Genomic DNA, 23,801 nt, shown 5'->3' with positions numbered 1-23,801 from the left:
CGTCGACGGTCCGGCGGGCCCGGCCCGCCGGCGCCGACTCAGCCGCTCGGCGTCGGGCTGGGGCTCGACGACGGCGCGGGGCTCGCCTCGGCCGGGGCCTGCTCCTGGGCAGGCGCGTCGCCGCCCAGGGCGTCGTCGGCGGCGGTGGCACGCTTCAGGGCCTCGTTGAGACGCTTCTGCTGCTCGCCGTAGCCGGCCCAGTCGCCCTCGGCCAGACGCTCCTGGCCCTGGGTCAGGGCGTCCTGAGCCTCCTCGAGGGCCGCCGAGAGCTCCTCCTCGACGGTGCCCGGAGCCGTCGGCTCCTCGCCCGGCGCGGGCGCCTCCGCCTGCTTCTCCTCCGGGGTGACCGCGCCCGAGTCCCCGTCGAACACCTGGTCCAGGGCCTCCTGGAGGGTGTCCGCGAAGCCGACCTTGTCGCCGAAGGAGACGAGCACCTTGCGCAGCGTCGGGTAGGTGGTGCCGCCCGAGGAGCGGACGTACACCGGCTGGACGTAGAGGATGCCGCCGGCCACCGGCAGGGTGATCATGTTGCCGTTGAGCACCTCGGACGCGCCCTGGCGCAGCAGGTTCAGCTCCCGCGAGACGTCCGCGTTCGAGTCGAAGTTGGCCTGCGCCTGGCCCGGGCCGGGCACCGTGGTGGACCGCGGCAGCTCGAGCAGTCGGAGCTGCCCGTAGCCCTCGGCCTTCACGCCGTCCTCCCCCGTGCCGGCGTCGCCGGCGGCGGAGAGGAACCCGTAGAGCACGTTGCGCTGCTGGGCACCGTCCGTGATCTGCGGTATGTAGCTGCTGGTGAGGGAGAACGCCGGCTCGTCCTGGCCGGGCATCTGCAGCGTCATGTAGTACGGCGGCTGCTTGACGTCCTCCTCGCGCGTGGGGTCCGACGGCACGGACCACGCGTCGTTGTTCTCGTAGAAGTCGTCCGCGTCGGTCACGTGGTAGCGGCCGAGCAGCTCGCGCTGGACCTTGAACATGTCCTCCGGGTAGCGGACGTGGTCCAGGAGTCCGGCGCTCATCTCCGAGTACGGGCGCAGCGAGGACGGGTAGACGTTCTGCCAGGCCTGCAGCAGCGGATCCTGGTCGTCCCACGCGTAGAGAGACACCGAGCCGTCGTACGCGTCCACCGTCGCCTTCACCGAGTTGCGGATGTAGTTCACCCGGCCCTGGAGCGCCGGGTTCTGGCCCTGGCTCAGGGAGTCCACCGTGACCTCGCCCAGCTGCTGCGCGGTGGAGTACGGGAACTGGTCCGAGGTCGTGTAGGCGTCCACGATCCACTGCACGCGGCCGTCGACGATCGCCGGGTAGGGGGCGGTGTCCACCGTCAGGTAGGGCGCGACCTTGCGGACGCGCTCGGCCGGGTCGCGGTCGTAGAGGATCTGCGAGGCCTCGTTCACGTCCGAGGACAGCACCAGCTCGGGCGAGCCGAACTTCACCGCGTACGCGAGCCGGTTGAACAGGTTGCCCACCGAGGGGCCGCCGTCGCCGGAGAAGGTGTACGCCGTGTCCTCCTGGGAGTCGGCCGTCTGCGGCCGGTCGCGTTCGACGGCCGGCGCGCCCTCGGGCGCACCCACCACCGAGTACGAGGGCGAGTTGAGCCCGAAGTAGATGCGCGGCTCGTAGTCCTGGTCGGAGGCCAGCGGCCCGCGCGTCGGGATCTCGGAGAGCAGCCACTGGGGCCGGCCGCCGGCCGCGACCTCGGAGGCGTCGGCCACGACCATGCCGTAGCCGTGCGTGTAGATGGTGTGGCGGTTCACCCACGACTGCATGTCGTCCACGTTGACGTCACGGGCCGCCAGGATGGTGTCCCGCGTCTGGCCGTCCACCTCGTAGCGGTCCACGTGCAGCGTGGTGGGGAACGAGTAGTACGGACGGAACTGCTGGAGCTGCCCGAAGGTCTGGGAGATCAGGTTCGGGTCCATGAGACGGACGTTGGCCGTGTTGGCCTCCTCGCCCGCCAGGGCCCCGGCCTCGGGGTCCGTGGCGCCCTCATAGTTCGTCACCTCGACGTCGTCCAGGCCGTACGCCTCGCGCGTCATGGCGATGTTCCGCTCGATGTACTGGGATTCGAGCGTGCGCTCGGACGGCTTCACCTGGTACTCCTGCACGATGAAGGGGTACGCCGTGCCCACCACGAGCGCCGTGATGACCAGGACCGCGGTGCCGATCAGCGACAGCCGCCACCGGCCCGAGACCACCGTCCACACGAACAGGCCGGCCACGATCACGGCCGTGACCGCCAGGATCGCCGACGTCGGGATGACCGCGTTCACGTCCGTGTAGAGCGCGCCGGCCCAGTTGCCGGTCTGCGACTGCGTGGTGCGGTAGCGGTTGAGCCAGAAGTTGACGCCCTGCAGCAGCAGGAACACGGCCAGGGTGATGCCGATGTGGGCGCGCGCCGCCGGGGTGATCCGCACGCTGCCGCCCTCCTCCACGCGCACCGCGCCGTACAGGTAGTGCACGAGCAGACCGGTGATGCCGGAGACCAGGACCACCGAGATCAGGTACCCGACCATGAGCGTCAGGAACGGCAGGGTGGCCATGAAGAACATGAGGTCCAGGCCGAACTCCGGGTCCGCCTGGCCGTAGGGCACCTGGTTCAGGAACAGCAGGACCGTGTTCCAGCCGTTCATCGCGGTGGAGCCGGCGAACACGCCGAGCACGAGCGGGACACCCAGGAACACCAGGCGGCGGATGGGCTCGAGCTGGCGCTGGGCCTGGCTGAGCGAGTCCCGCGCGGCCGCGGACGCGTCCGCGGGACGGTGGCGCCAGGCCGTGCGGATCGCCAGCCACACGGCGAGGGCCATCCCGAGCCCGGCGATCAGGAACAGCGCGGCCTTGGCGAGGACCTCGGTCCAGAAGACCTCGGTGAAGCCCAGCTGCGAGAACCACAGCACGTCCGTGTAGACGTTCGTGAACACCACGAACAGCCCCACGAGCACGGCCACCGCGATGATGGTCAGCACGAGCGCGCTCGGCCGGCCCGGCCGGCCCCTGCCGCGCGCGGCGGAGGACCCGCCCCCGCCGAACGGGCCACCAGGACCGCGGTCGCCGTCGTCGCCCGGGCCGCGCGGGGCGCCGCCGAAGGGGCCGAACGCCCCGAACGGGCCGGACTGGCCCCCGGCGGTCCCGCCGCCGTCACGGGGCGGGCCGCCGAACGGTCCGCCGCCTCCCTGTCCGAAGCTCACTGCTCTGTCCTCTTCCCTCCCGCGTCCGCGGGGCTCTGCTCCGGTCCGGGGCGCTGCGCCCCGGACATGTCGTCCGGTCTGGTGGTCTGGTGGTCTGGTGGTCTGGTGGTCCTGGTGTGCGTCGGCTCAGCCGCACGTCCGGGCGGCGGCCGGGCTCTCCCCCCGGGCCACCGCCTCGACGATGTCGCGGGCCTGGCCCAGCGTGTCCACGGGGTACACCGTCAGACCCTCGGGCACACGGCCGGCCAGCTCCTCGCAGTTCGCCGTGGGGGCGAGGAACGTCGTGGCCCCCGCCTCGGCGGCGCCGCGCACCTTCTGCGGGATCCCGCCGATGGGACCCACGACGCCGTCCCCCGTGATCGTGCCCGTTCCGGCGATCGAGGCGCCCCCCGTCATCGCCCCCGGGGTCAGCCGCTCGATCACGGTGAGCGCGAACATCAGACCCGCCGAAGGTCCGCCGATGTCCGGCACGGTCAGCTCGACGTCCACCGGGACGTCGTAGGCGGTCTCGATCAGGGCCCCCATCTGCCACGGCTGGGGCGCGCCCTCGGGGGCGGCCGCCACCGGCACCTCGAGGTCCTGCTCCACGCCGTCGCGGCGGACCGTCAGCGTGACCGGGTCGGGCCCCGCGGCCCCGACGGCGGCGCGCACGGCCTCCAGGTCGGCCACGGGCCGTCCCTCGGCGGCGATCACCTCGTCCCCGGCCCGCAGGACGCCCTCGGCGGGCCCGCCGGGCACGAGCTGCTGCACGACGAGCCGCTGGGGCACCTCGCGTCCGAGCTCGTGCAGGGCCGCGGCGGTCGCGGTCTGCTGGGAGTCCGACATGGCCGCCGAATTGGCCTCGCCGACCTCGTCGGAGGTGACGCCGGTGGGATACATCAGCTCGCGCGGGGCCACGTCCACGGCGGGGTCCGTCAGGCCGCGGCCGAGGTCGAGCAGGGAGGTGGTGCCGATGGGAGGACCCCCGACCATCACGGTGGTCATGTGCAGGGTCCCCTCACCCGGGTCCGCCTCGCCGCCCTCGACGCGCAGCACGGGTCGACCCTCGCGTTCGCCCAGCAGGTCCACGGCGGGGCCGGGGCCCTCGAGGATGTAGGGGGTGGGGGCCAGCAGTGCCAGCCCGGCGCTGCCCAGGGCGAGCCATCCGGAGAAGGGCACGCGGGCGGCGCGGGTGGTCCTCGAGGGCACTGCGCGCACGCGACACCGTCTTTCCTGGGGGTCCTGATCGGGCCGTCCTCGCCGCCGGGCACGGGCCGCGCGGCGACGGTCACACCAGTCTACGCGGGGCCGCGACCCCCGCCTGCCCCGCGCGACGCCGTGCGCCATGGGCGAACCGCGCCGCCGCGACGTCGGGAGGGCGGGCGCGCCGCGCCGACGCGGATACGCTGGAGACATGAGCAACGACGCGCGCACGCCCGGATCCGACGACGGCCGCGACCCCCTGGAGGAGATGCTGCGGCAGCTCTTCGGCGGCCAGGGCCCCGACCCGGACGAAGTCCGACGCGCCATGGAGGGCCTGGGCGGCCCCGGCGGGGTGCCCTTCGACCCGTCCCAGCTGAATCCGGCCATGATGCAGCAGGCCATGGCCCAGTTCCAGGCGATGATGAGCTCCGGCTCCGGCTCGGACGGCCCCGTGAACTGGGCTCTGGCGAAGCAGGCCGCCCGCCAGGCCGTGGCCGGCGAGGACCCGGCCGTCGGCTCGTTCGCGCGACGCGAGGTGGACGAGGCGCTGCGGCTGGCCGAGCTGTGGCTCGACGGCGTCACGCAGACCGAGCCCGTCGGCAGCGTCGGCGTGGCCTGGTCCCGTGCCGAGTGGGTCGAGGCGACCATGGACCAGTGGCGCCGGCTCACCGAGCCCGTGGCCGTCTCGATGTCCCGCGCGATGTCCGCGGCCATCGAGCAGCAGCTGCCGGGCCAGCTCCCCGAGGGCATGGACGCCTCCCTGCTCGGCGGGCTGCAGCCCATGCTGAAGAACATGGGCGGCACGATGTTCGGCCTGCAGCTCGGCGGCGCCGTGGGCGCCCTGGGCAAGGAGGTGCTCTCGGGCACGGACATCGGCCTGCCCGTCGCCGGCCACCGTCTCGCCCTCGTCCCCGTGAACATCGAGGAGTTCGGCGACGGGCTCTCGGTGCCGGACGACCAGATCCGCATCTACCTGGCCCTGCGCGAGGCCGCACGCATGCGCCTGTTCCTGCACTCGCCGTGGCTCGAGCGGGACCTGTACGCCGCCGTCGAGCAGTACGCCGCGGGCATCCGCCTGGACACCGAGGGCATCGAGCGGGCCGCGCAGTCGGTGGACCCGATGGACCCCGGCTCCCTGCAGGCCGTGTTCGACGGGGCGTCCTTCATCGCCGCCCCGGACGCCACCCAGCAGGCCGCGCTGGACCAGCTGGAGCTGCTCGTCGCCCTCGTGGAGGGCTGGGTGGACGTGGTGGTCGCCGAGGCCGCGCGCCCCCTCGAGTCGGCGGCCGCCCTGCGCGAGACCATGAACCGCCGCCGCGCCTCGGGTGGCCCGGCCGAACAGGCCTTCGCCGCCCTCGTGGGCCTCGAGCTGCGCCCGCGCCGCCTGCGCGAGGCCGCCGCGTTCTGGGAGCACGTCACGGCCGAGCACGGCACGGAGTACCGCGAGGAGATCTGGCGCCATCCCGAGCGTCAGCCCACGGCGGAGGACCTCGAGGACCCCGCCGGGTACGCCGGGCGCCGCTCCGCCGCGGACGCCAGCGCCGAGTCCCTCGACGACGAGCTGCGCAAGCTCCTCGAGGGCGGCTTCGGCGACGCGCCGCGCGAGGGCTGAGCCCCTCCCGGCACGACGGCGGCGGGCGGTCCGGCACCTCGGGTGCGGGCCGCCCGCCGTCGTGTCAGCCCGCGTCCTCGTCCTCCGCCCACCGGTCCGGCGCCGTGCGACCGCGGCCCTCGGCGAAGGTGACCCCCTCGAGGAAGGCCATCGCCTCGGCGTAGCGCGGGTACCGGTCCACGAGGCGTCGGAAGGCCGGGCCGTGTCCGGACTCCAGCAGATGGGCCAGCTCGTGGACGAGCACCGCCGCCACCACCCAGTCCGGCATGCCGCGCAGCTGCGTCGAGAGCCGGATGGTGCCGCGGGCCGGCGTGCACGAGCCCCAGCGGCGGCGCTGCCGGGCCGACCACGTGACCGCGACCGGACGGGCCCGCCCGCCCAGGTGCGCCGCCGAGAGCCGTCCCGCCCAGGCCAGGAGCGCGTCGTCGGAGCGGGCGTCGGCGGGGCGGCCGTCCGGGTCGGCCGCGGGCTGCCCCGTCCCGCCGCGTGCGCCCACCTTCGCAACCATCCGGCCGATCCACTCGCGCTCCTGCGCGGCCGAGAGCCGGGCCGGGACATTGACCTGCAGGCGGCCGTCGCGCCACGCCGCCGAGACGGTGCGGGTGCGGGCCGTGGAGCGCACGAGCCGCACGGGCGTGCCCTCCCAGTCCAGATCGATGCTCTCGCGGGCGGGACCGCGGTGGGCGGCCGGGACAGCACGGGGAGGGCGGCCGGGGGTGGGCGGGACAGGGCGCATCCGGCCATTGTCCGGCATGGGCAGCAGGCTGTGGACAATCCGGCGCGGTCCGGGAGTGCCCTGGCAGGGTGGGAGGCACCGAGCTGAGAGGAGAGCCGTGCGCACCGTCGCCGAGACCGTCACCACCGTCCCTCATGACGCCGCCGCGTCAGCGCTGGAGCCGGGGGCGTGGGCCCCGCCGACCGACGTCCATGTGGCGGGCCTCGACGCGGTGGGCGCGGCGATCGCCCACGCACTCGCGGGGGCCGGGGCGCTGCGCCTGGCCCTGTGGGATCCGCGGCCCGTCGACGCCGCGGACCTGGGGACCGGCCTGCTGCCCGGGGACCTCGGTCGGCCCCGGGCGGGTGCGCTCGCGCGCCGGCTGGGCGATGTGGCCCCCGGGCTGCGCCTCTACGCGCACCACGGCCCGGTGCCGGTGCTCGTGGGGCAGGCGACGGTGGCGGTGGGGTCCGTGCTCGACGCGGACCTGGCCGCGCACGCCCTCGCCGCCGACCACCCGCTGCTGCCGGTCACGGTGGGGCCGAGAGCGGTCACGGTCGGACCGTGGTGCGCCCCCGTGGTGCGCGGGTGCCCGCTGTGCCGATGGCCCGCGGACCCGGCGGGCGTCCCCGGTGCCCCGACGGCGCCCGGCCCGTCGGCGCACCGGGGACAGGTGGACGGGCTCGCGGCGCTGCGGGCCGCCGTGCTGACCGTGGACGCGCTGCGGACCGGACCGGCCCCCGGCGTGCTGCGGGCCGATCGGGTGACGGGACGCACGCGCCGAGTGAAGGTCCGCCCCCGGCCCGGCTGCGCCTGCGACCCGGACGCGCTCGGCTGGGCGTTCTGACGGGGGCGGCGCCGCCGGCGGAACGGGGTGCGGGCCCGCGGCTCAGGCCGTCGGGGTGCCGTGCAGCAGCTCGAGCAGCTCCGGTCCGTGCTTCTCCAGCTTGGCCTTGCCGAGGCCGGGCACCTTCAGGAGCTCTGCCGGGGTCCTCGGCATGGCCTCGGCGATGGCCACGAGGGTGGCGTCCGTGAACACCACGAACGCGGGCATCCGCATCTCGGCGGCCGTGCGGGTGCGCCAGTCGCGCAGCTCCTCGAGCACCGCCTCGTCGTAGGTGGCGGGGCAGTCCAGGCAGCGGCCGACCTTGCGCTCGGCTCCCGTCTCGAGGGGCTTGCCGCACGTGCGGCACACGGCGACCTTCGCACCCCGGCGCCGCGGCGCCGTCGGGCCGGCCGCGGATCCGCGGGCCGGGGCGTGCTCGCGGGTGCCGCCGAGGGTCGGGTCGATGGCCCACAGGAACCGGGAGGGCCGCCGGGTGGAGCGCCCGCCCGTGCCCCGCGAGAGCGTCCACGTCAGCGACAGGTGCTGGCGGGCACGCGTGATCCCCACGTAGAGCAGGCGCCGTTCCTCGTCCACCTCGGCCTGGGTCTCCGCGAAGGAGATCGGCATGAGCCCCTCGGACAGGCCCACGAGGAACACCGCATCCCACTCGAGGCCCTTGGCCGAGTGCAGCGAGGCCAGGGTGATGCCCTGCACCGTCGGCGCGTGCTGGTGCTGGGCCCGCTCGTCGAGCTCGGCCACGAGCTCGGTCAGCGTGAACTCGGCCCCGCGCGTCGTGGCGAGCTGGTCGGCGAGGTTGACGAGGGCGTGCAGGGACTCCCACCGTTCACGGGCCGCGCCGGTGGCCGACGGCGGTTCGGCGGAGTAGCCGAGCGAGGAGAGCACGTCCCGCACCCGGTCCGTGACGTCGTCGCCCGTCAGGTCCTGGGCCGCGCGGGCGGCCGCCCGCAGCTGCAGGATCCCGTCGCGCACCTCGCGCCGGGAGAAGAACCGCTCGCCGCCGCGCAGCTGGTAGCCGATCCCCGCCGAGGACAGCGCCGTCTCGAAGGCCTGGGACTGGCCGTTGGTGCGGAACAGGACGGCGATCTCGGAGGCGGGCACGCCGTCGTCGATCAGCGCCGCGATCCGGTCGGCGACCCAGCCGGCCTCGGCCTCGTCGTCGGTGCACTCCGCGAACACGAGGTCGGGGCCGGCCGGCCGCTGGGAGACGAGCTCGAGGGGGTCGGGCCAGCGCGGCATCGTGCGGTCCCGCTCCCCCGCCTTGGTGCGGTCCGCCAGCAGGCGGTTGGCCGCCTCCACGATCTGCGGGCTGGACCGGTAGTCGCGCACGAGCCGGACCACCGTGGCCGCGGGGTACCGCTCACGGAAGTCGGTGAGGAAGCGGGAGGTCGCGCCCGTGAACGAGTAGATCGTCTGGGAGGCGTCGCCGACGACGCACAGGTCGCCGCGGTCGCCGAGCCAGAGGTCGAGCAGGCGGTGCTGCAGCGGCGAGACGTCCTGGTACTCGTCCACCACGAACACGCGGTACTGGTCCCGGATCGTGGCCGCGATCTGCGGCTCGGTGGACAGGATCCCCACGAGGATCAGCAGCACGTCCTCGAAGTCGATCATGTTCCGGGCTGTCTTGGCCTCCTCGTAGCCGGTGTAGAGACGGGCGACGGTGGTGGCGGTCCAGCCGGCGGGCATCTCCCGCTCCTTCGCGGCCTCGGCGTAGCCCTCGGGGGCGTGCAGGGAGACCTTGGCCCATTCGATCTCGCCGGCGAGGTCGCGCAGTCCGGCCCGGTCCACGGTCATCCGCATGCGCTGGGCGACCTCGGTGAGCAGGCGCACCTTGTTCTCGATCAGCGAGGGCATGGGGCCGCCCACGGCCTGGGGCCAGAAGTACTGCAGCTGGCGCAGGGCAGCGGAGTGGAAGGTGCGGGCCTGGACGCCGGCCACGCCGAGGTCGCGCAGGCGGGTGCGCATCTCCGCGGCCGCACGCGCCGTGAAGGTCAGGGCGAGGGTGCGGTGCGGGTCGAAGACGCCGGAGGCGACGCCGTAGGCGATGCGGTGCGTGATGGCGCGGGTCTTGCCGGTGCCGGCGCCGGCCAGGATGCAGACGGGCCCGTGCAGGGCCGTGGCGGCCCGGCGCTGCTCCGGGTCGAGGCCGCGGAGGATCTCGTCGGGAGTGCTCATGCGGGACGAGTCCTCCTAGGTGATCAGGGTCTGCGCATCGGGCAGCGTCCCACCGTACCAATCCTCGATGAGCGCCCGCGCGATGGACACGGCCCCGGGCAGGGTGACGTCGCCCTCGCGGGCCAGACGCGCGAGCTCCTCCCGCTCGAACCAGCGCACGGAGAGGATCTCCTCGCCGTCCGGAACCGGCTCGGCGCCGGCCGGTGCCAGCGCGGTGAACCCGAGCATGAGCGAGCGCGGGAACGGCCACGGCTGGGAGCCGCGGTAGCGCGGCTGCGTCACCGTGACCCCGGACTCCTCCGCGATCTCCCGGACCACCGCGTGCTCCAGGGACTCCCCCGGCTCCACGAACCCGGCCAGGCAGGAGTACAGCCCCTCGGGCCACGCCGCGTTGCGGCCCAGCAGGATCCGCCCGGCCGGGTCGATGACGGCCACGATCACCGCCGGGTCCGTGCGCGGGAACTGCTCCCGGGAGCAGTCGCGGCAGCGACGCACCCAGCCGGCCGCCTCGACGTCCGTGACGCCGCCGCAGAACGCGCAGAAGCGGTGGGTGGCGTGCCAGTTGGCGTTCGCGACGGCGGCCACGAACAGCCCGGTGTCCGCGTCGCTGAGGGCGGCGGCCGCATCGCGGAGGCCGACCCACACGGCGTCCGCGAGCGCGGTGGCCGCGTCCTCCGGCAGGGCCGCCGGCGGCTCGACGGCGACGGAGACCACCGCGCGCTCCCGCCCGTGCGGGCCCCGGTCCGCCGCGGTGCCGCGGCCCAGATACGCGGCCTCGGCCGGCACGGGACCGGAGGGCGCGGTGAAGACGAGCCGGCCGTCCGCGACGGGTGCGCGGCCACCCTGCAGCCACAGGACCTCCGTTCCCTCGCGCGCCCAGGACGCCGCCAGGTGGCCCGGGTCGAGGCGGGCCACGGCACCGCGGTCCAGCTCCTCGCGGGCCAGCGGCAGGGCCAGGGGTGGTGCGGCGGTGGGGTCGGACGACGACGGGGGGCAGGAGGCCATGCGTCCAGGCTAGCGACCCGTCTCCGGTGCGCCCGACGACGGGGGAGGGCGTTCCGCGCCTAGGCTGGAGGGGTGGATCGTCAGCCCCTTCGTCTCGCAGCCCTGGCCGCCGCGGCCGTCCCCGGCCTCGCCCCCGTCTCCGTGGAGGCGAGCCCGGACGACCCCGCGGACTTCTCGACCGCCGTCGTCGTGGACGGTGAGGGCCAGCGGTGGCGGGTCCGCTCGCCCCGCACCCCGGAGGCGGGCATCCGTCTCGAGACGGAGCTGCAGGTGCTGGCGGGCCTGACCCCGGCGGTGCGCGCCGGCCTGCCGTTCCGCACGCCCTCCGTGGCGGGCGCGGTGCGGCTCGAGGGGCTGCGCACCTTCGTCTACCAGGACATGCCCGGGCGTCCCGTCACCCTGGATGAGCTGGCCCGGCTCGGCGAGCCCGCGGTGCAGGACGTGGGCCGTGTGCTGGCCGCGATCCACACGCTGTCCTCGGATGTCGTGGACCACGCGGACCTGCCCTCCTACACGGCGGAGCAGATCCGGCAGCGTCACCTCCACGCCCTCGACCAGGCGGCCACCTCCGGCCGCGTGCCGCCCCTGCTGCTGCGCCGCTGGGAGGAGGCCATGGAGGAGGAGGCCCTGTGGCGGTTCACCCCGGTGCCTGTGCACGGTGACCTGCACGAGGACAACCTGCTCCTCGAGCGCGGCCGCGTGGTGGGCGTGACGGGCTGGACGGACCTGCACGTGGGCGACCCGGCCGGCGACGTCGCCTGGCTGGCCGCCGCCACGGACCCGGACCTGGCCGACCGCGTCCTCGACGCCTACGCGGCCCGGCGCGCCGACGCGGGGGCCGCCGACGACGGCGACGCCCACCTGATGCGCCGTGCGGCGCTGCTCGCCGAGTTCGCCCTCGCCCAGTGGCTCACGCGGGGCCTGGACCGGCACGACGAGGGGATGGTCGCCGAGGCGGAGGCCATGCTGGCCGAGCTCGCGGGCGACGTGCGCGCCGCGCAGGAGGCGGCCGCGCGCCAGGCGGAGGCCGACGCGGCCGCCGACGCCGCCGAGGACGCCCGGGATGCGGCGGAGGACGCCCGGGAGGCCGCGGCCGCGAGGACCGCGGACCCGGAGACGGGCCCGCTGCCCGCCGCCGAGGTGGTGCGGCCGATCAACGGCGGGCCAGGGCGTCCGTGATGTGACGCTCGAGCTCCTCCTCCCCCGGCAGGTCCGGGAAGGAGCGCTCCTGCCCGTGGGCCACGTACACGAAGCTGGCCCCGATCCGTTCCAGCGGGATCCCGTGCAGCCGTGACCAGGCGAGCCGGTAGACGGCCAGCTGCAGCGACTTGAGCTCGAGGTCGCGGCCCCGCGGCACGGCGCCGGTCTTCCAGTCGACGAGCTCCCAGTCGGCCTCGGGGTCGAAGGGCAGGCGGGGGTCGCCGCCGGAGCGGTAGATCGCGTCGACCCGGCCGCGCAGCGTGATCCCGCCGACCGTCGTCTCGACCGGGGCCTCGACGAAGGCCGGGGTGCGCTCCGCCCAGCGCGAGGAGCGGAACCACTCCTGCATCGGGCCGAGGTCGAGGGCCTCGTCGACCCACAGGTCCGCGGCGTCCTCGGCCGAGTCGATGTCCAGCATGCCGGTGGCCCCGAAGCGCTCCTCGAGCCACGCGTGGAACGCCGTGCCGCGTCGCGCCGCGTGCGCGGGCGGCCGGGGCAGGGGCCGGCGCAGCTGCTCGGCCACGGCCTGCGGGTCGGCGGCGAGCTCGCCGTAGAGGGACACGGAGACGTGCTCGGGCAGGGCGGTCTCCCCGCCCGTCCCGGCGACGTCCCGGCGGCGCAGCAGCACCCAGTCCACCTGGCGGGCCAGCTCCGGGTCGTCCCCGAGCGCCGCCGGGTCCGCGGCGTGCACGGCCGCGGCGGCCGCCTCCACCCCGTGCCGGCGGGCCCGGGAGCGGTGCGGCAGCGGCTGCCAGCGTTCCTCGTCCTCGGGGTCCTCCGGGTCGGCGACGAAGGCCTCCGGGCCGTCGAGCGGGTCGAAGGGCCAGCGGGCGACCAGCGTCCGGGCCGCGGCGGGGTTGGCCTCGGGCAGGTCGTCCTCGGCGGGGGCGGGGCCGAGCGCGACGCCGGGCACCTCCCCCGCCAGACCGGCCACCTCCTCGAGGAAGGCCGAGGCCGGCAGGGGCTCCTTGTTGACTCCCTTGAACAGGGAGGTGCTCAGCCACAGGGCCGATCGCGCGCGCGTGTACGCGACGTAGGCCAGGCGCCGCTCCTCGCGCTCGGCGTGGGCGGCCACGGCCACGGCATAGGGGTCCGGGTTGCCCTCCTGGGCCGCCTTGGAGCTGTACTTGGTGCCGGCCGACTGGACCCAGTCCCGCTGGTCCTGGGCCCACGAGCCGTCCCACTGCGGCAGCGACGCGCGGTCCCCGCGCAGGGGCCACGGCAGCGCGCCGGCCCCGGGGCTGGTCCAGCGGTCCGCCCGCGTGGACGGGAACGTGCCCTCCTGCAGGCCGGGGACCGCGACGACGTCCCACTCGAGCCCCTTCGAGGCGTGCGCGGTGAGCACCTGGACCAGGCCGGGGGTGGGTTCGGCGTTCTCGACGCCGAGGCCGTCCTCGTGCTCGAGGACGGACTCCGTCCAGGCCAGGAACGCCGTCAGGTCCGTCGCCGTGGTGCCGGCGCCGAAGTCGCGGGCCGCGTCCTGGAACGCGTTCAGGTGCCGCCGGGCCGCGGCCGCGGAGACGCCGGGCCGCAGGGCCACCTCGACGTCCAGCCCCGTCTCACGGATCACCTCCGCGATGAGGTCGGCCGGGTCCTCCCCGGTGCGCGTAGAGAGCCGGCGCAGCTCGGCGTTGACGGCCCTCAGTCGGGCCAGGCCCTCGGGTGAGAAGCCGCGGCCGCGCGAGCCGACCCAGTCCGTCCCCTCCCCGGGCAGGGAGTCGAGGGCCTCCAGCAGGGCGGCGGCGTCGGCGTCCTCCTCGGGGCTCACGTCCCGGGCCGGGTCCGGGGCGTCCCCGGCGGGGTCCTCCCGCCCACCGCCGGCCCGCCGGGCCCGCAGCCGCGAGACGAACCGGGCGCGCTCCTGCAGCACCTCGAGGTCGGCCACGCCGATGCGCCAGCGCGGGCCGGTGAGCAGGCGGACGAGCTGGTCGCTGCGCGTGGGGTCGGCCAGCACGTGGAGGACGGCGAGCACCTCGGCGACCTCCGGCAGCGCCAGCAGCCCGGAGAGCCCGAGCACCTCGTAGGGCAGGCCGGCGGCGTCGAGCGCGTCCAGCACGGGGCCGAACTGGGCGCGGGTGCGGCACAGGACGGCGCGGCTCGGGGTGGTCCCCCCGGGCCCGGCCCCGGTGAGGGCGCCGAGGCGGGCGACGACGTCGGCGGCCTCCTTCTCCGCGGTGACGAACCGGTCCACCCGGACGACGCCCTCCCCCGCGCCCGGCCGGGGCCGCAGGGTGCGCACCTTCACCGGCGCGCCGCCCGTCGCGGCGGCGTGGGCGTTCAGCGGTGCGGCGACAGCGTTGGCGACCGCCAGGATCGACTCCTCGTTGCGCCACGCGATCGTCAGGTGCGAGACGTCCGCGTTCACACGCCGCGGAGCGCCGCCGGGGCCGGTCTCCAGCCGGGGGAAGGCGTGCGGGAAGGCGAAGAGCTGCCCGGCGGAGGCGCCGCGGAAGCCGTAGATCGACTGGTGGGGGTCGCCCACCGCGGTGACGCAGTGCCCCAGCCCGAGCGCGTCGTCCTCGGCGCCGCGCGGGCCGAACAGCCCGGCGAAGATCCGCATCTGGGCGTGGGAGGTGTCCTGGAACTCGTCCAGCAGCACCACGGGGAACCGCGCGCGCTCCTGCTCGCCGGCCGCCGGCACCTCGACGGCGATGCGCGCCGCGTGGCGCAGCAGGTCACCGAAGTCCATGACGTCCTGCTCGCGCTTGACCTCGTCGTAGCGGGCCACGAGGTCCGCCATGAGGGCGCGGTCCGCCAGACCGGTCAGGAACTCCTGGATCTCCTTCGAGGGGGTCTTGGCGCGCGGGGGCAGCGGCAGGGCGCTCCCCTGCTCGGCCAGCCGGGCGAGGAACCCGCGCACCTCGTCCGCGGTCACCAGGTGCTCGGCCATGTCCCCGGCCAGCCGCAACGCCTGCGTGATGAGCCGGGACGGGGCCACGCCGAGGGTGTCCGCGACCACCGGATGCGAACGCACGACGGCGCCCATGAGCCGGTGGGCCTCCGCGCCCCCGAGCAGCCGCGCCTCCGGTTCCACGCCGATCCGCAGACCGTGGTCCCTGACGAGCGCGCCGGCGTAGGAGTGGTACGTGGACACCGAGGCGCGGCCCAGGTCCTCGGGCTCCCCGTCGAAGCCGGGGATCTCGAGGCCGGAGCGCAGCAGGGCGTCCACGCGCCCGTTGATCCGCTCGGCGAGCTCACCGGCCGCCTTCCGGGTGAACGTGACGCCGAGGACCTCGTCCGGGCGCACGAGCCCGTTGGCCACGAGCCAGACCACGCGGTCGGCCATGGTGGCGGTCTTGCCGGAGCCGGCGCCGGCCAGCACCAGGCGCGGAGTGAGCGGGGCGGTGACCACCTCGGCCTGCTCCTGCGTGGGCGGGGGCAGCCGCAGCCGCGCCGCGATGTCCCCCGGGGAGTGGACCGCGTCCTCGACGCGCGGGCGATCGATCGGGGCGGCGGGATCGCCGGTCAGCGGGGCCATTCGGTGACCTGCCTTCCTTCGGAGCAGAGCGGACAGACGGAGGGCAGCGCGCACCGACGGGCGCCGGCCTCGTGGAGGGCGAGGAAGCGCGGCCCCGTGGTGCGGCGGGCCGCCGTGAACACCTGCTCGAGCGCCCAGGTGTCCTCGTCCTCGAGGGCCGGCTGGTCCTGCACCTTGGTCTTCTGGGTGCCGGCGCCGAGCTGGACGAGGGCCGCGCCGGCCGGCGTCGCGGGCCGCTCCAGCCCGGCGAGCGCGGCGCGCAGGGCGGGGTCGGTGGCGGGGTCGTCCCGGACCTGCTCCAGACCGCCGGCGCGGACGGCCACCTGGTAGGCGGCCAGCTGGGGCTGGCGCGCCATCTCCGCACCGGTGGGCGCGCTGCGGCCGGTCTTGAGGTCGGCGATGAAGGGCCGGCCCTGCGCGTCCGCCTCGAGCCGGTCCACGACGCCGGTGATCCGGACGGTGGTCCCGCCCCAGGTCAGGTCCGCGAGGAGCCGCACCTCCTGGGCCACGGGCCGACGCCCGGCCGCCCGGGCGATGCTCCAGTAGCCGATGTAGGCGTCCACCAGGCCGCGGGCCCGGTCGTGCTCGATCTCCGTGATCCAGCCCTCCGGCAGGCCGAGTTCGGGCAGGCGGCGCTCCAGTTCGGCACGCACGTCCTCGGGCATGCCCTCGGGATGGTGCTCGGCCACCGAGTGCACGAGCGTGCCCACGGACTGGGCGAGGGTTCCGCCCGCGTTCGCGCCGACGTGGTACAGCACCCAGTCCAGCGGATTGCGCAGGGCCGTCTCCACGCGGGAGGGCGAGAGCGCGACGACCTCGTGCTTCGGGTCGACGAGCGCGGCCTCGGTGGACAGCGGCAGCAGGCCCCACCAGCGTCGGGGGTCCGCGACGGTCACGCCGTCCTCGGCGAGGGCCGCCAGGCCGGCGGCCGCCGCCGCCCGGGGTGTCGCCCCGTCGGCCGCGTCCGCCTCGTCCCCGGCCTCCAGGACGCGGCGCAGCCGGCCGACGAGCGCGGGCGCCGTGATCGGGTCGGGGACCGCGGTGAGCCGCCGGACGCCGGCGGCGTCGCGCGCCTCGGCGGGCAGCCGTTCGGGCGGGTCCACCAGGTCGAGGAAGTCGGAGGGGCCCTCATCTGGCGAGCGCACGGCCGTGGCGACCACCTGGCGCCGTGCCCGGGAGACGGCGGCCGCGAGCATGCGCAGCTCGTCCTGGCGGACCTCGCGCAGCCGGGTGCGGTGGTCCGTGGGCCACGGGGCGTCCGCGGGCAGGGTCACGAGGTCCACGAGGTCGGTGGCGCCGAGCAGCTGGCCGCGCAGCCGGGTGTTCGGCCACACGCCCTCCTGCAGGCCCACGACGATCACCGTGTCCCACTCCTGGCCGGCCGCCGCGGCGGGGGTGCGCACGTGCACGGCGTCACCGGACTCGGCACGGCGGGCCAGGGTGTCCACGGGCAGGTCCTGGGACTCCATGTAGACGGCGAACGACTCGGGCGACGCGCCCGGGAACTGGTCCACGAAGCGCTCGGCCACCTTGAACAGGGCGACGACGGCGTCGAGGTCCGCGTCCGCCCGGCGGGACTCGCGGCGGTCGTTCGCGTGCTCGGCGGGCCGCAGCGCGAGCGAACGCCACCGCTCGGCCCGACCCGAGGCGGACCACAGCGCCCACAGCACGGTCTCGGGCGAGGCCGAGGGGGCGCGGGCGGCCTCCAGGCCGTCCCGGAGCATCCAGTGGACGCGGCGCAGGGCGCGGTGCCGCTCGTGCTCGGGGCCGGCCAGGCTCGGGTCCAGCAGGGCCGCGGCGAGCAGCGCGTCCGAGGTGCGCCGGCCGCCCCGGCCCCGCTCGGCGGCCAGCAGGTCCTGGCGCAGCCGCCGCACGTGCAGCGCGCTGGCCATCCCGTACCGGCCGGTGAGCAGTCCCACGACCTCGTCCGGGTCGAGCACGTCCTCGACCCGGGCCTCCGGATCCTCCGCGAGCGCCCCCGCCGCGTCCACCAGCGTGAGCAGGGGCGCGACGGCGGGCTCCTCCTTCAGCACGAGCCCGGCGGCGTCGCGCAGCACGGGGACGCCCTCGGCCTCCAGGTGGCGGGCGAGCGCGGCCACACGGGAGCCGGAGCGGGCGACCACGAGGATCCGGTCCAGGGGCACCCCGTCCTCGTGGTGGACCCGCAGCACCCGTTCGAGGACGAGCTGGTCCTCGTGGGCGCGGGTGGGCACGACGTGCGCGCGGACGGCGCCGTCACCGTCCGCCGGGACGGTCTCGGTCCGGGTCCGTTCGACGCCGGCGGTGCGCTGGCGGACCCGGCGGGCCACGCGCAGGTAGGCGTCCTGGACCTCGGCGCGCATGCGGTGCCCGCGCGTCAGCACCCGGACGCGCCCGTCCGGGGACGCGGGCGGGGCGGCCCCCGGCACGGGATCGGGGTCGAGGACCCCGGGGTACCGGGCGAGGAGGTCGGGCCGGGCGCCGCGGAAGCCCTCCACGGTGGTGTCCGGCGACGCGGTGAGCAGCACGTCCCGCCCGCGTCCGAGCACGGTGAGCAGGTCGTGCACGGCGGGGGTGGCCTCGTGGAGGTCCTCGACCACGAGCACGGCCAGGCGGTCCCGCTCCGCCGCCACGAACGCCTGCGCCGCGGCGTCGCGCTCCGGGTCCTCGGGATGCCGCTCGGTGAGCACGCGGACGGCGGCGGACAGCAGCCCGGCGGCGTCGAACGCCTCGGCCATGCCCAGGTCGATCCGGTCCCGGTAGTCCTGCAGCAGCACGGCCGCGGCCTCCCACTCGGGGCGCCCGTGGGCGGTGCCGAGCTCCTGCAGGCGGCCCGGCTCGAGGCCGAGCTCGCTCATGCGGTCCACGAGCTCGCGGACCTCGCGGCGGAATCCCCGCGCCTCCACGGCGGGGGCGACGTCGGCCGGCCAGTCCGGCGCGGCGGCGAGGCCGGCGGCGTAGCCCTCGAGCAGCTCGGCGATGACCGTGTCCTGCTCGGCACCGGTGAGCAGCCGGGGGGCGACCTCCAGATGCCTCAGCGGTCCCGTGACGCGGGCGCGGCGCAGCAGGTCGAACGCGTAGGAGGACCAGGTCCGCACGGGAGTGACGGCGCGGGTGCCTCGACCGGCGGCGGCGAGCCGGCGGGTCAGGGCGTCGCGCAGCCGCGCCGCCGCGTCCCGGCTCGGGGCCAGCAGCAGGAGGGACTCGGGGTCCAGCCCCTCCTCGATCCGGCGGGCCGCGTACTCGACCGCCACGGTGGTGCGCCCCGTGCCGGGGGCGCCCAGCACGAGCACGGCGCCGTGCCCGGGGGCGAGCGAGGCGATCGCCTCCTGCTCGTCCGTGAGCGTGATCCGGTCCTCGGGCGCGGCGGCCGTGCGCACCAGCCGGGCGGCCCGTTCCGGCGCCGCCGCGTCGTCGTCGAAGGGGTCCACCCCGTGTTCCCTGGTCATGGCCTCATCCTCGCACCGGGCCCGGACACGATACGGTCGGCGATCGCACGGATCGCCCGCGCGGCGCCGTCGTCGGGCTCCCAGCGGGCCCGGCGCAGGTCCACGCGCCCGGCCGGGGTGCGGGGCGTGGCCTCCCGTTCGTGCTCGACGGCGGCCCGCGCGGCCAGCTCCGGAGGCAGCGAGCCGTCGGCCCGGACCACGCGCCACCACGGCGTGCCGGGGCTCGATTCGGCCATCGCCCGGCCGGCGTGCCGCGGACCGCCGACCCCCAGCAGGCCGGCCAGCCCCCCGTAGCTGACGGCGCGTCCGGGCGGGACCAGACGGGCGAGCGCCTCGAGCCCCTCGCCGAGGGTGAGCGGTCCGTCGTCGCGGTGGCGAGCGCCGGGGAGCACAGGGTGATCGGTCACGACCCCATCCTGTCGTGTCCGCCGGTCCGGGTAGCGTGAGGCGCGTGACTTGGCATGAGAGCATCCGCGCCGGCTTCGACCTCGAGACCACCGGACGTGATCCGCGCACCGCGCTGATCGTGACCGCCACCCTGGTGATGGTGGACGAGCACGGCCGCGCCGCGTCGTCGGCCGAGTGGCTCGTGGACCCGGGCGTGCCCATCCCCGCCGAGGCGGCCGAGGTCCACGGCGTCACCACGGAGCGGGCGCAGGCGGAGGGCATGCCCGCCGCGCAGGGCGTCGCGGAGATCACCGAGACCCTGCGGGACCTGTTCGCCGCGGGCATCCCCGTGGTGGCCTTCAACGGCGTGTACGACTTCACGGTGATGGACCGGGAGGCGCGCCGCCACGGGCTGACGCCGCTCGAGGCCCGCCCCGTGATCGACCCGTTCGTGCTGGACAAGCAGGTGGACCGGTTCCGCAAGGGCAAGCGCACGCTCTCCGCGGTGTCCGAGCACTACGGGGTGACCCTGGAGAACGCGCACACCTCCGCGGCGGACGCCCTCGCCGCCGTCCAGGTGGCCGACGCCCTGGCCGCCCGGTACGAGCAGCTGCGCGTGGCGCCGACGGACCTGCACGAGCGGCAGGTCCGCTGGAAGGCCGAGCAGGCGGAGAGCTTCGAGCAGTACCTGCGACGCAAGGACCCGCAGGCCACCGTCTCGCGCCACTGGCCGGTCGAGGCCGAGCGCTGAGCGCCCGGCCCCGACCCGCACCCGGGTCTCAGCCCTGGGGCGTCGCCGCCGCGGCCGCTTTCGCCGCGGCCGGCAGCGCGTCGAGCACCCGGGTGACCGCCGCGTCGTCGTGGGCGGCGGAGACGAACCAGGCCTCGAACACGGACGGCGGCAGGTACACGCCGGAGGCCAGCATCGACTGGAAGAACGGGGCGTAGCGGAAGACCTCCTGGCCCTGGGCGTCCCGGTAGTCCCGCACGCCGGTGCCGGAGGTGCCGAACGCCAGGGAGAACAGGGTGCCGGCCCGCTGGATCGAGTGGTCCACGCCCTCGGCGTCGAGCGCGGCCACGAGGCCCTCGCGCACGGCGTCCGAGGCGCGCGTCACGGCCGCGTAGACGGCCTCGTCGGCGCGGGAGAGCGTGGCGTGGCCGGCGGCCATGGCCACCGGATTCCCGGAGAGGGTGCCGGCCTGGTACACGGGGCCGAGCGGGGCCAGGTGGTCCATGATCTCGGCGGAGCCGCCCAGGGCGGCCGCGGGCATGCCGCCGCCGATCACCTTGCCGAAGCACCAGATGTCCGGGGTCCAGCCCTCGGGCTGTCCGGACAGGCCCCAGCCGCCCGTGGCGGTGGCGCGGAAGCCGGTGAGCACCTCGTCCCAGATCAGCAGCGCGCCGTGGCGGCGGGTGATCTCGCGCAGGAACGCGTTGAAGCCCTCGGCGGGCTCCACGACGCCCATGTTGCAGGGCACGGCCTCCGTGATGAGCGCGGCGATGCGCTCACCGTGCTCGGCGAACACGGCCTCGACGGCGGCGCGGTCGTTGTAGTCCACCACGAGGGTCTCGGAGGCGGCGGCCTCGGTGACGCCCGCGGAGCCGGGCAGGGCGGCGGTCGCCACGCCCGAGCCGGCCGCGGCCAGCAGGCCGTCCGAGTGGCCGTGGTAGCAGCCGGCGAACTTCACGATCAGGTTGCGGCCGGTCACGCCGCGGGCCAGGCGCAGGGCCGTCATGGTGGCCTCGGTGCCGGTGGACACGAAGCGCACGCGCTCGACCGGGACCTTGGAGGCGATCAGCTCGGCCAGCGCGGTCTCCTCCAGCGTGGAGGTGCCGAAGCCGAGGCCGCGGTCCACGGCGGCGTGCACGGCCTCGACGACCTCGGGGTGCTGGTGGCCCAGCAGCATGGGGCCCCACGAGCAGACCAGGTCCACGTACTCGTTGCCCTCGACGTCGGTCAGGTACGGGCCGCGTGCGCCGGCCATGAACCGGGGCGTGCCGCCCACCGAGCCGAAGGCGCGCACGGGTGAGTCGACGCCGCCGGGGATGACGGCCTGGGCCGCGGCGAAGGCGGCGGCGTTGGTGGTCGGCTGGGACGCGGTCACAGGGACCCCTCCTTCATCCAGCGGCCGAGCTCGGCCGCCCAGTAGGTGAGCACGGAGTCGGCGCCGGCGCGCCGGATGGAGAGCACGGACTCGACGATCGAGGCCTTCCGGTCGATCCAGCCGTGCGCGGCGGCGGCCTCGATCATCGCGTACTCCCCCGAGATCTGGTACGCGGAGACGGGCACGTCCGCCATGTCCGCCACGTCGCGCACGATGTCCAGGTAGCTCATCGCGGGCTTGACCATCACCATGTCCGCGCCCTCCTCGAGGTCGAGGGCGACCTCGAGCAGGGCCTCGCTCCGGTTGGCGGCGTCCATCTGGTAGGTCTTGCGGTCGCCCGTGAGCTGGGAGTCGACGGCGTCGCGGAACGGCCCGTAGAACGCCGAGGAGTACTTCGCGGCGTAGGCGAGGATCGCGGTCTCGTGGTGGCCGGCGCCCTCGAGGGCCTCCCGGATCACGCGGACCTGGCCGTCCATCATCCCGGAGGGGCCGAGCACGTCCGCACCGGCCTCGGCCTGCGCGACGCCCATCCGGGCGTAGATCTCCAGCGTCGCGTCGTTGTCCACGGTGCCCTCGGCGGTGAGCACGCCGCAGTGGCCGTGGTCGGTGAACTCGTCCAGGCACAGGTCGGACATCACGACGAGCCCGTCCCCCACCTCCGCCTTCACGTCCCGGATGGCCCGGTTCAGGACGCCGTCCGGGTCCAGGGCGGCGCTGCCGACGGCGTCGCGCGTGGTCGGCACGCCGAACAGCATGATGCCGCCCAGGCCCAGCTCGGCGGCCTCGGCCGCGGCGGCCTTGAGCGAGTCCGCGGTGTGCTGCACGACGCCCGGCATCGAGGCGATCGGCACGGGCTCGGCGGCGCCCTCCTTGATGAAGGCCGGCAGGATCAGCTCGGCGGGGTGCAGGCGCGTCTCAGCGACGAGGCGGCGCATCGCGGCGGACCGGCGCAGACGCCGGGGACGGTGCAGCGGGAAGGACATGACGGGGTCACACGCTCCTGGTTCGGGGACCCGTCCAGTCTAGGCGCGGAGGCTGACCGCGCGCCGGGTACAGTCGTGGCGCCCCGTCCGCCGTCGAGAGGCCCGTGATGCCCCCGCGCCTGCGCCCCGGTCAGACCCTGCTGCTGGCCTCGCTCGTCTTCGGCCTGTTCTTCGGCGCGGGCAACCTGATCTTCCCCGCCGGCCTGGGCCGGGATGCGGGCGCCGCGGTCACGCCGGCCACGCTCGGCTTCCTCGTCACGGCGGTGGGGCTGCCGGTCCTGGGCATCGTCGCCTCGGCGGTGACGGGGGCGCGCTCGGTCCGTGAGATGACGGCGCCCGTCTCCCGGCGCTTCGCCGTGGCGTTCACGTGCCTGCTGTACCTGACGATCGGCCCCCTCTTCGCCATCCCCCGCACCGCCACGGTGTCCTATGAGATCGGTGTCGCGCCCCTGGCGGGCGACGGCGGCCTGCGGCTGCTCGGCTTCACGGCGGCGTTCTTCGCGGTCGCCGCGGTCGCGGCGTTCCGTCCGGGCCGGCTCATGGAGTGGGTGGGGCGGTACCTGACCCCGGCGTTCCTGGTCCTGCTCGGCGCTCTGGTGGCGGCCGCCGTCGTGGCCCCGATGAGCACGGGCGCCCTGCCCTCGCCGACCCCCGCCTACGCCGACGGGGCGCTCGTGCGGGGCCTGCTGGACGGCTACGCCACGATGGACGCGCTCGCCTCGCTCGCCTTCGCGGTCGTGATCGTCGACGCCGCCCGGCGCCTGGGCGTGACGGGCCCGCGCCGCATGGCGGTGGAGCTGGGCAAGGCGGGGCTGCTCGGCGGCGCGGCGATGACGGTGGTCTACGCCTCGCTGGCGTACGTCGGCGCCACGAGCCACGGCGCGTTCGCACAGGCCGCGAACGGCGGCGACGTCCTCGCCCGCACCGCGAGCCACTTCTTCGGCACGGCGGGCGCGTACCTCATCGCGGCCATCGTCTTCGTCGCGTGCCTGAAGACCTGCATCGGACTGATCGTGGCGTGCGCCGAGATGTTCGCGGAGATGTTCCCCGGGTCCTACCGGCTGTGGGCGAGCCTCTTCCTCGTGGTGTCCTTCGCACTCGCCAACCTGGGCCTGGAGGCGATCATCGCCTGGTCCGTCCCGGTGCTGATGTTCCTCTACCCGATCGCCGTCGTCGTCATCCTGCTCGGCCTCGCCTGGGCCTGGGTGCGGGGCCGCCCGGCGGTGGCCCGCTGGGTGGTCGCCTGCACGGGGCTCGCCGCCTCCTTCGACCTGCTGGGCGCCCTGCCGGAGGCGCTCGCGACGACGCCGCCCGTCACCGCCCTGACGGGCCTGGCCGGCCGGGTGCTGCCCGGCTACGCGGTCGGCTTCGGCTGGGTGGTCCCGGCGCTCGTCGGGCTGGTCGTCGGCACAGTGGCCGCCGCCTCGCGGCCCCGCCCCCGCCGGGGCGAGCGGGAGGCGATCCCGGTCACCGCCGGCCACGGGCGCACCGCCGCCGACTAGGGT

The 23,801-nt window shown here is 75.7% G+C and carries 15 protein-coding genes; 5 read left to right on the top strand and 10 right to left on the bottom strand.

The window, feature by feature from the left end:
- Positions 1–38: 38 nt before the first annotated feature.
- Complete coding sequence (locus G6R13_RS06745; RefSeq protein WP_049147309.1) at positions 39–3,182, bottom strand: UPF0182 family protein; 3,144 nt, start codon at positions 3,180–3,182, stop codon at positions 39–41.
- Positions 3,183–3,308: 126 nt separating this feature from the next.
- A complete protein-coding gene (locus G6R13_RS06740) occupies positions 3,309–4,379 on the bottom strand; it encodes a PDZ domain-containing protein (protein ID WP_236601343.1) in 1,071 nt (356 codons plus the stop codon).
- A 196-nt stretch (positions 4,380–4,575) separates the two neighbouring features.
- Between G6R13_RS06740 and G6R13_RS06735 the strand changes: the two genes are divergently transcribed.
- Positions 4,576–5,976 (top strand): zinc-dependent metalloprotease, encoded by a 1,401-nt coding sequence (locus G6R13_RS06735; RefSeq protein WP_044659760.1) that lies wholly within the window; start codon positions 4,576–4,578, stop codon positions 5,974–5,976.
- Positions 5,977–6,040: 64 nt separating this feature from the next.
- On the opposite strand, the gene G6R13_RS06730 is transcribed toward G6R13_RS06735, so the two are convergent.
- On the bottom strand, positions 6,041–6,712 hold the full coding sequence (locus G6R13_RS06730; RefSeq protein ID WP_078025608.1) for a M48 family metallopeptidase: 672 nt from the start codon (positions 6,710–6,712) through the stop codon (positions 6,041–6,043).
- 97 nt (positions 6,713–6,809) lie between these two features.
- Here G6R13_RS06730 and G6R13_RS06725 point away from each other — a divergent pair, with 97 nt between their 5' ends.
- Positions 6,810–7,538, top strand: coding sequence for a ThiF family adenylyltransferase (locus G6R13_RS06725; RefSeq protein WP_078025607.1), 729 nt, complete (start codon positions 6,810–6,812; stop codon positions 7,536–7,538).
- Positions 7,539–7,580: 42 nt separating this feature from the next.
- Here G6R13_RS06725 and G6R13_RS06720 read toward each other — a convergent pair whose 3' ends face one another.
- Positions 7,581–9,710: an ATP-dependent DNA helicase UvrD2 gene (locus tag G6R13_RS06720; protein WP_078025606.1), complete on the bottom strand. Its 2,130-nt coding sequence runs from the start codon at positions 9,708–9,710 to the stop codon at positions 7,581–7,583.
- A 15-nt stretch (positions 9,711–9,725) separates the two neighbouring features.
- Positions 9,726–10,715, bottom strand: coding sequence for an NAD(+) diphosphatase (nudC, locus tag G6R13_RS06715; RefSeq protein ID WP_159833297.1), 990 nt, complete (start codon positions 10,713–10,715; stop codon positions 9,726–9,728).
- Positions 10,716–10,787: 72 nt separating this feature from the next.
- Here nudC and G6R13_RS06710 point away from each other — a divergent pair, with 72 nt between their 5' ends.
- Positions 10,788–11,894, top strand: a complete 1,107-nt coding sequence (locus tag G6R13_RS06710; protein ID WP_060774607.1) for a phosphotransferase — start codon at positions 10,788–10,790, stop codon at positions 11,892–11,894.
- Here the strand turns inward: G6R13_RS06710 and G6R13_RS06705 are convergent.
- The 3 genes from G6R13_RS06705 to G6R13_RS06695 are packed head-to-tail and all read right to left on the bottom strand — an operon-like array spanning position 11,869 to position 19,228.
- A complete protein-coding gene (locus tag G6R13_RS06705; protein WP_159833299.1) occupies positions 11,869–15,393 on the bottom strand; it encodes an ATP-dependent DNA helicase in 3,525 nt (1,174 codons plus the stop codon). The genes G6R13_RS06710 and G6R13_RS06705 overlap by 26 nt on opposite strands.
- Positions 15,381–18,821: an ATP-dependent DNA helicase gene (locus G6R13_RS06700; protein ID WP_159833301.1), complete on the bottom strand. Its 3,441-nt coding sequence runs from the start codon at positions 18,819–18,821 to the stop codon at positions 15,381–15,383. The genes G6R13_RS06705 and G6R13_RS06700 overlap by 13 nt, the downstream gene beginning before the upstream one ends.
- Complete coding sequence (locus G6R13_RS06695) at positions 18,818–19,228, bottom strand: MGMT family protein (RefSeq protein WP_098092311.1); 411 nt, start codon at positions 19,226–19,228, stop codon at positions 18,818–18,820. The genes G6R13_RS06700 and G6R13_RS06695 overlap by 4 nt, the downstream gene beginning before the upstream one ends.
- Positions 19,229–19,272: 44 nt before the next feature.
- On the opposite strand from G6R13_RS06695, the gene G6R13_RS06690 reads away from it, so the two are divergent.
- Positions 19,273–19,959, top strand: coding sequence for a 3'-5' exonuclease (locus G6R13_RS06690; RefSeq protein ID WP_036381094.1), 687 nt, complete (start codon positions 19,273–19,275; stop codon positions 19,957–19,959).
- 28 nt (positions 19,960–19,987) lie between these two features.
- Here G6R13_RS06690 and hemL read toward each other — a convergent pair whose 3' ends face one another.
- Both hemL and hemB read right to left on the bottom strand, forming a co-directional pair.
- Positions 19,988–21,313 carry a glutamate-1-semialdehyde 2,1-aminomutase gene (hemL, locus tag G6R13_RS06685; RefSeq protein WP_036381097.1) on the bottom strand — a complete coding sequence of 442 codons (1,326 nt, stop codon included), beginning with the start codon at positions 21,311–21,313 and terminating at the stop codon, positions 19,988–19,990.
- The gene (hemB, locus tag G6R13_RS06680; protein WP_036381100.1) at positions 21,310–22,296 is read right to left on the bottom strand and encodes a porphobilinogen synthase; all 987 of its coding nucleotides are present in this window, start codon (positions 22,294–22,296) and stop codon (positions 21,310–21,312) included. Before hemB ends, hemL begins: the two co-directional genes overlap by 4 nt.
- A gap of 107 nt (positions 22,297–22,403) precedes the next feature.
- Between hemB and brnQ the strand changes: the two genes are divergently transcribed.
- Positions 22,404–23,798, top strand: a complete 1,395-nt coding sequence (gene brnQ / locus G6R13_RS06675; RefSeq protein ID WP_036381103.1) for a branched-chain amino acid transport system II carrier protein — start codon at positions 22,404–22,406, stop codon at positions 23,796–23,798.
- The last annotated feature ends 3 nt before the right edge of the window (positions 23,799–23,801 follow it).

This window comes from Micrococcus sp. Alg238-R198 (genome assembly GCF_900537135.1).
Taxonomy (GTDB): Bacteria; Actinomycetota; Actinomycetes; order Actinomycetales; family Micrococcaceae; genus Micrococcus; species Micrococcus luteus.
This window is presented reverse-complemented; position numbering and strand designations above follow the sequence as displayed.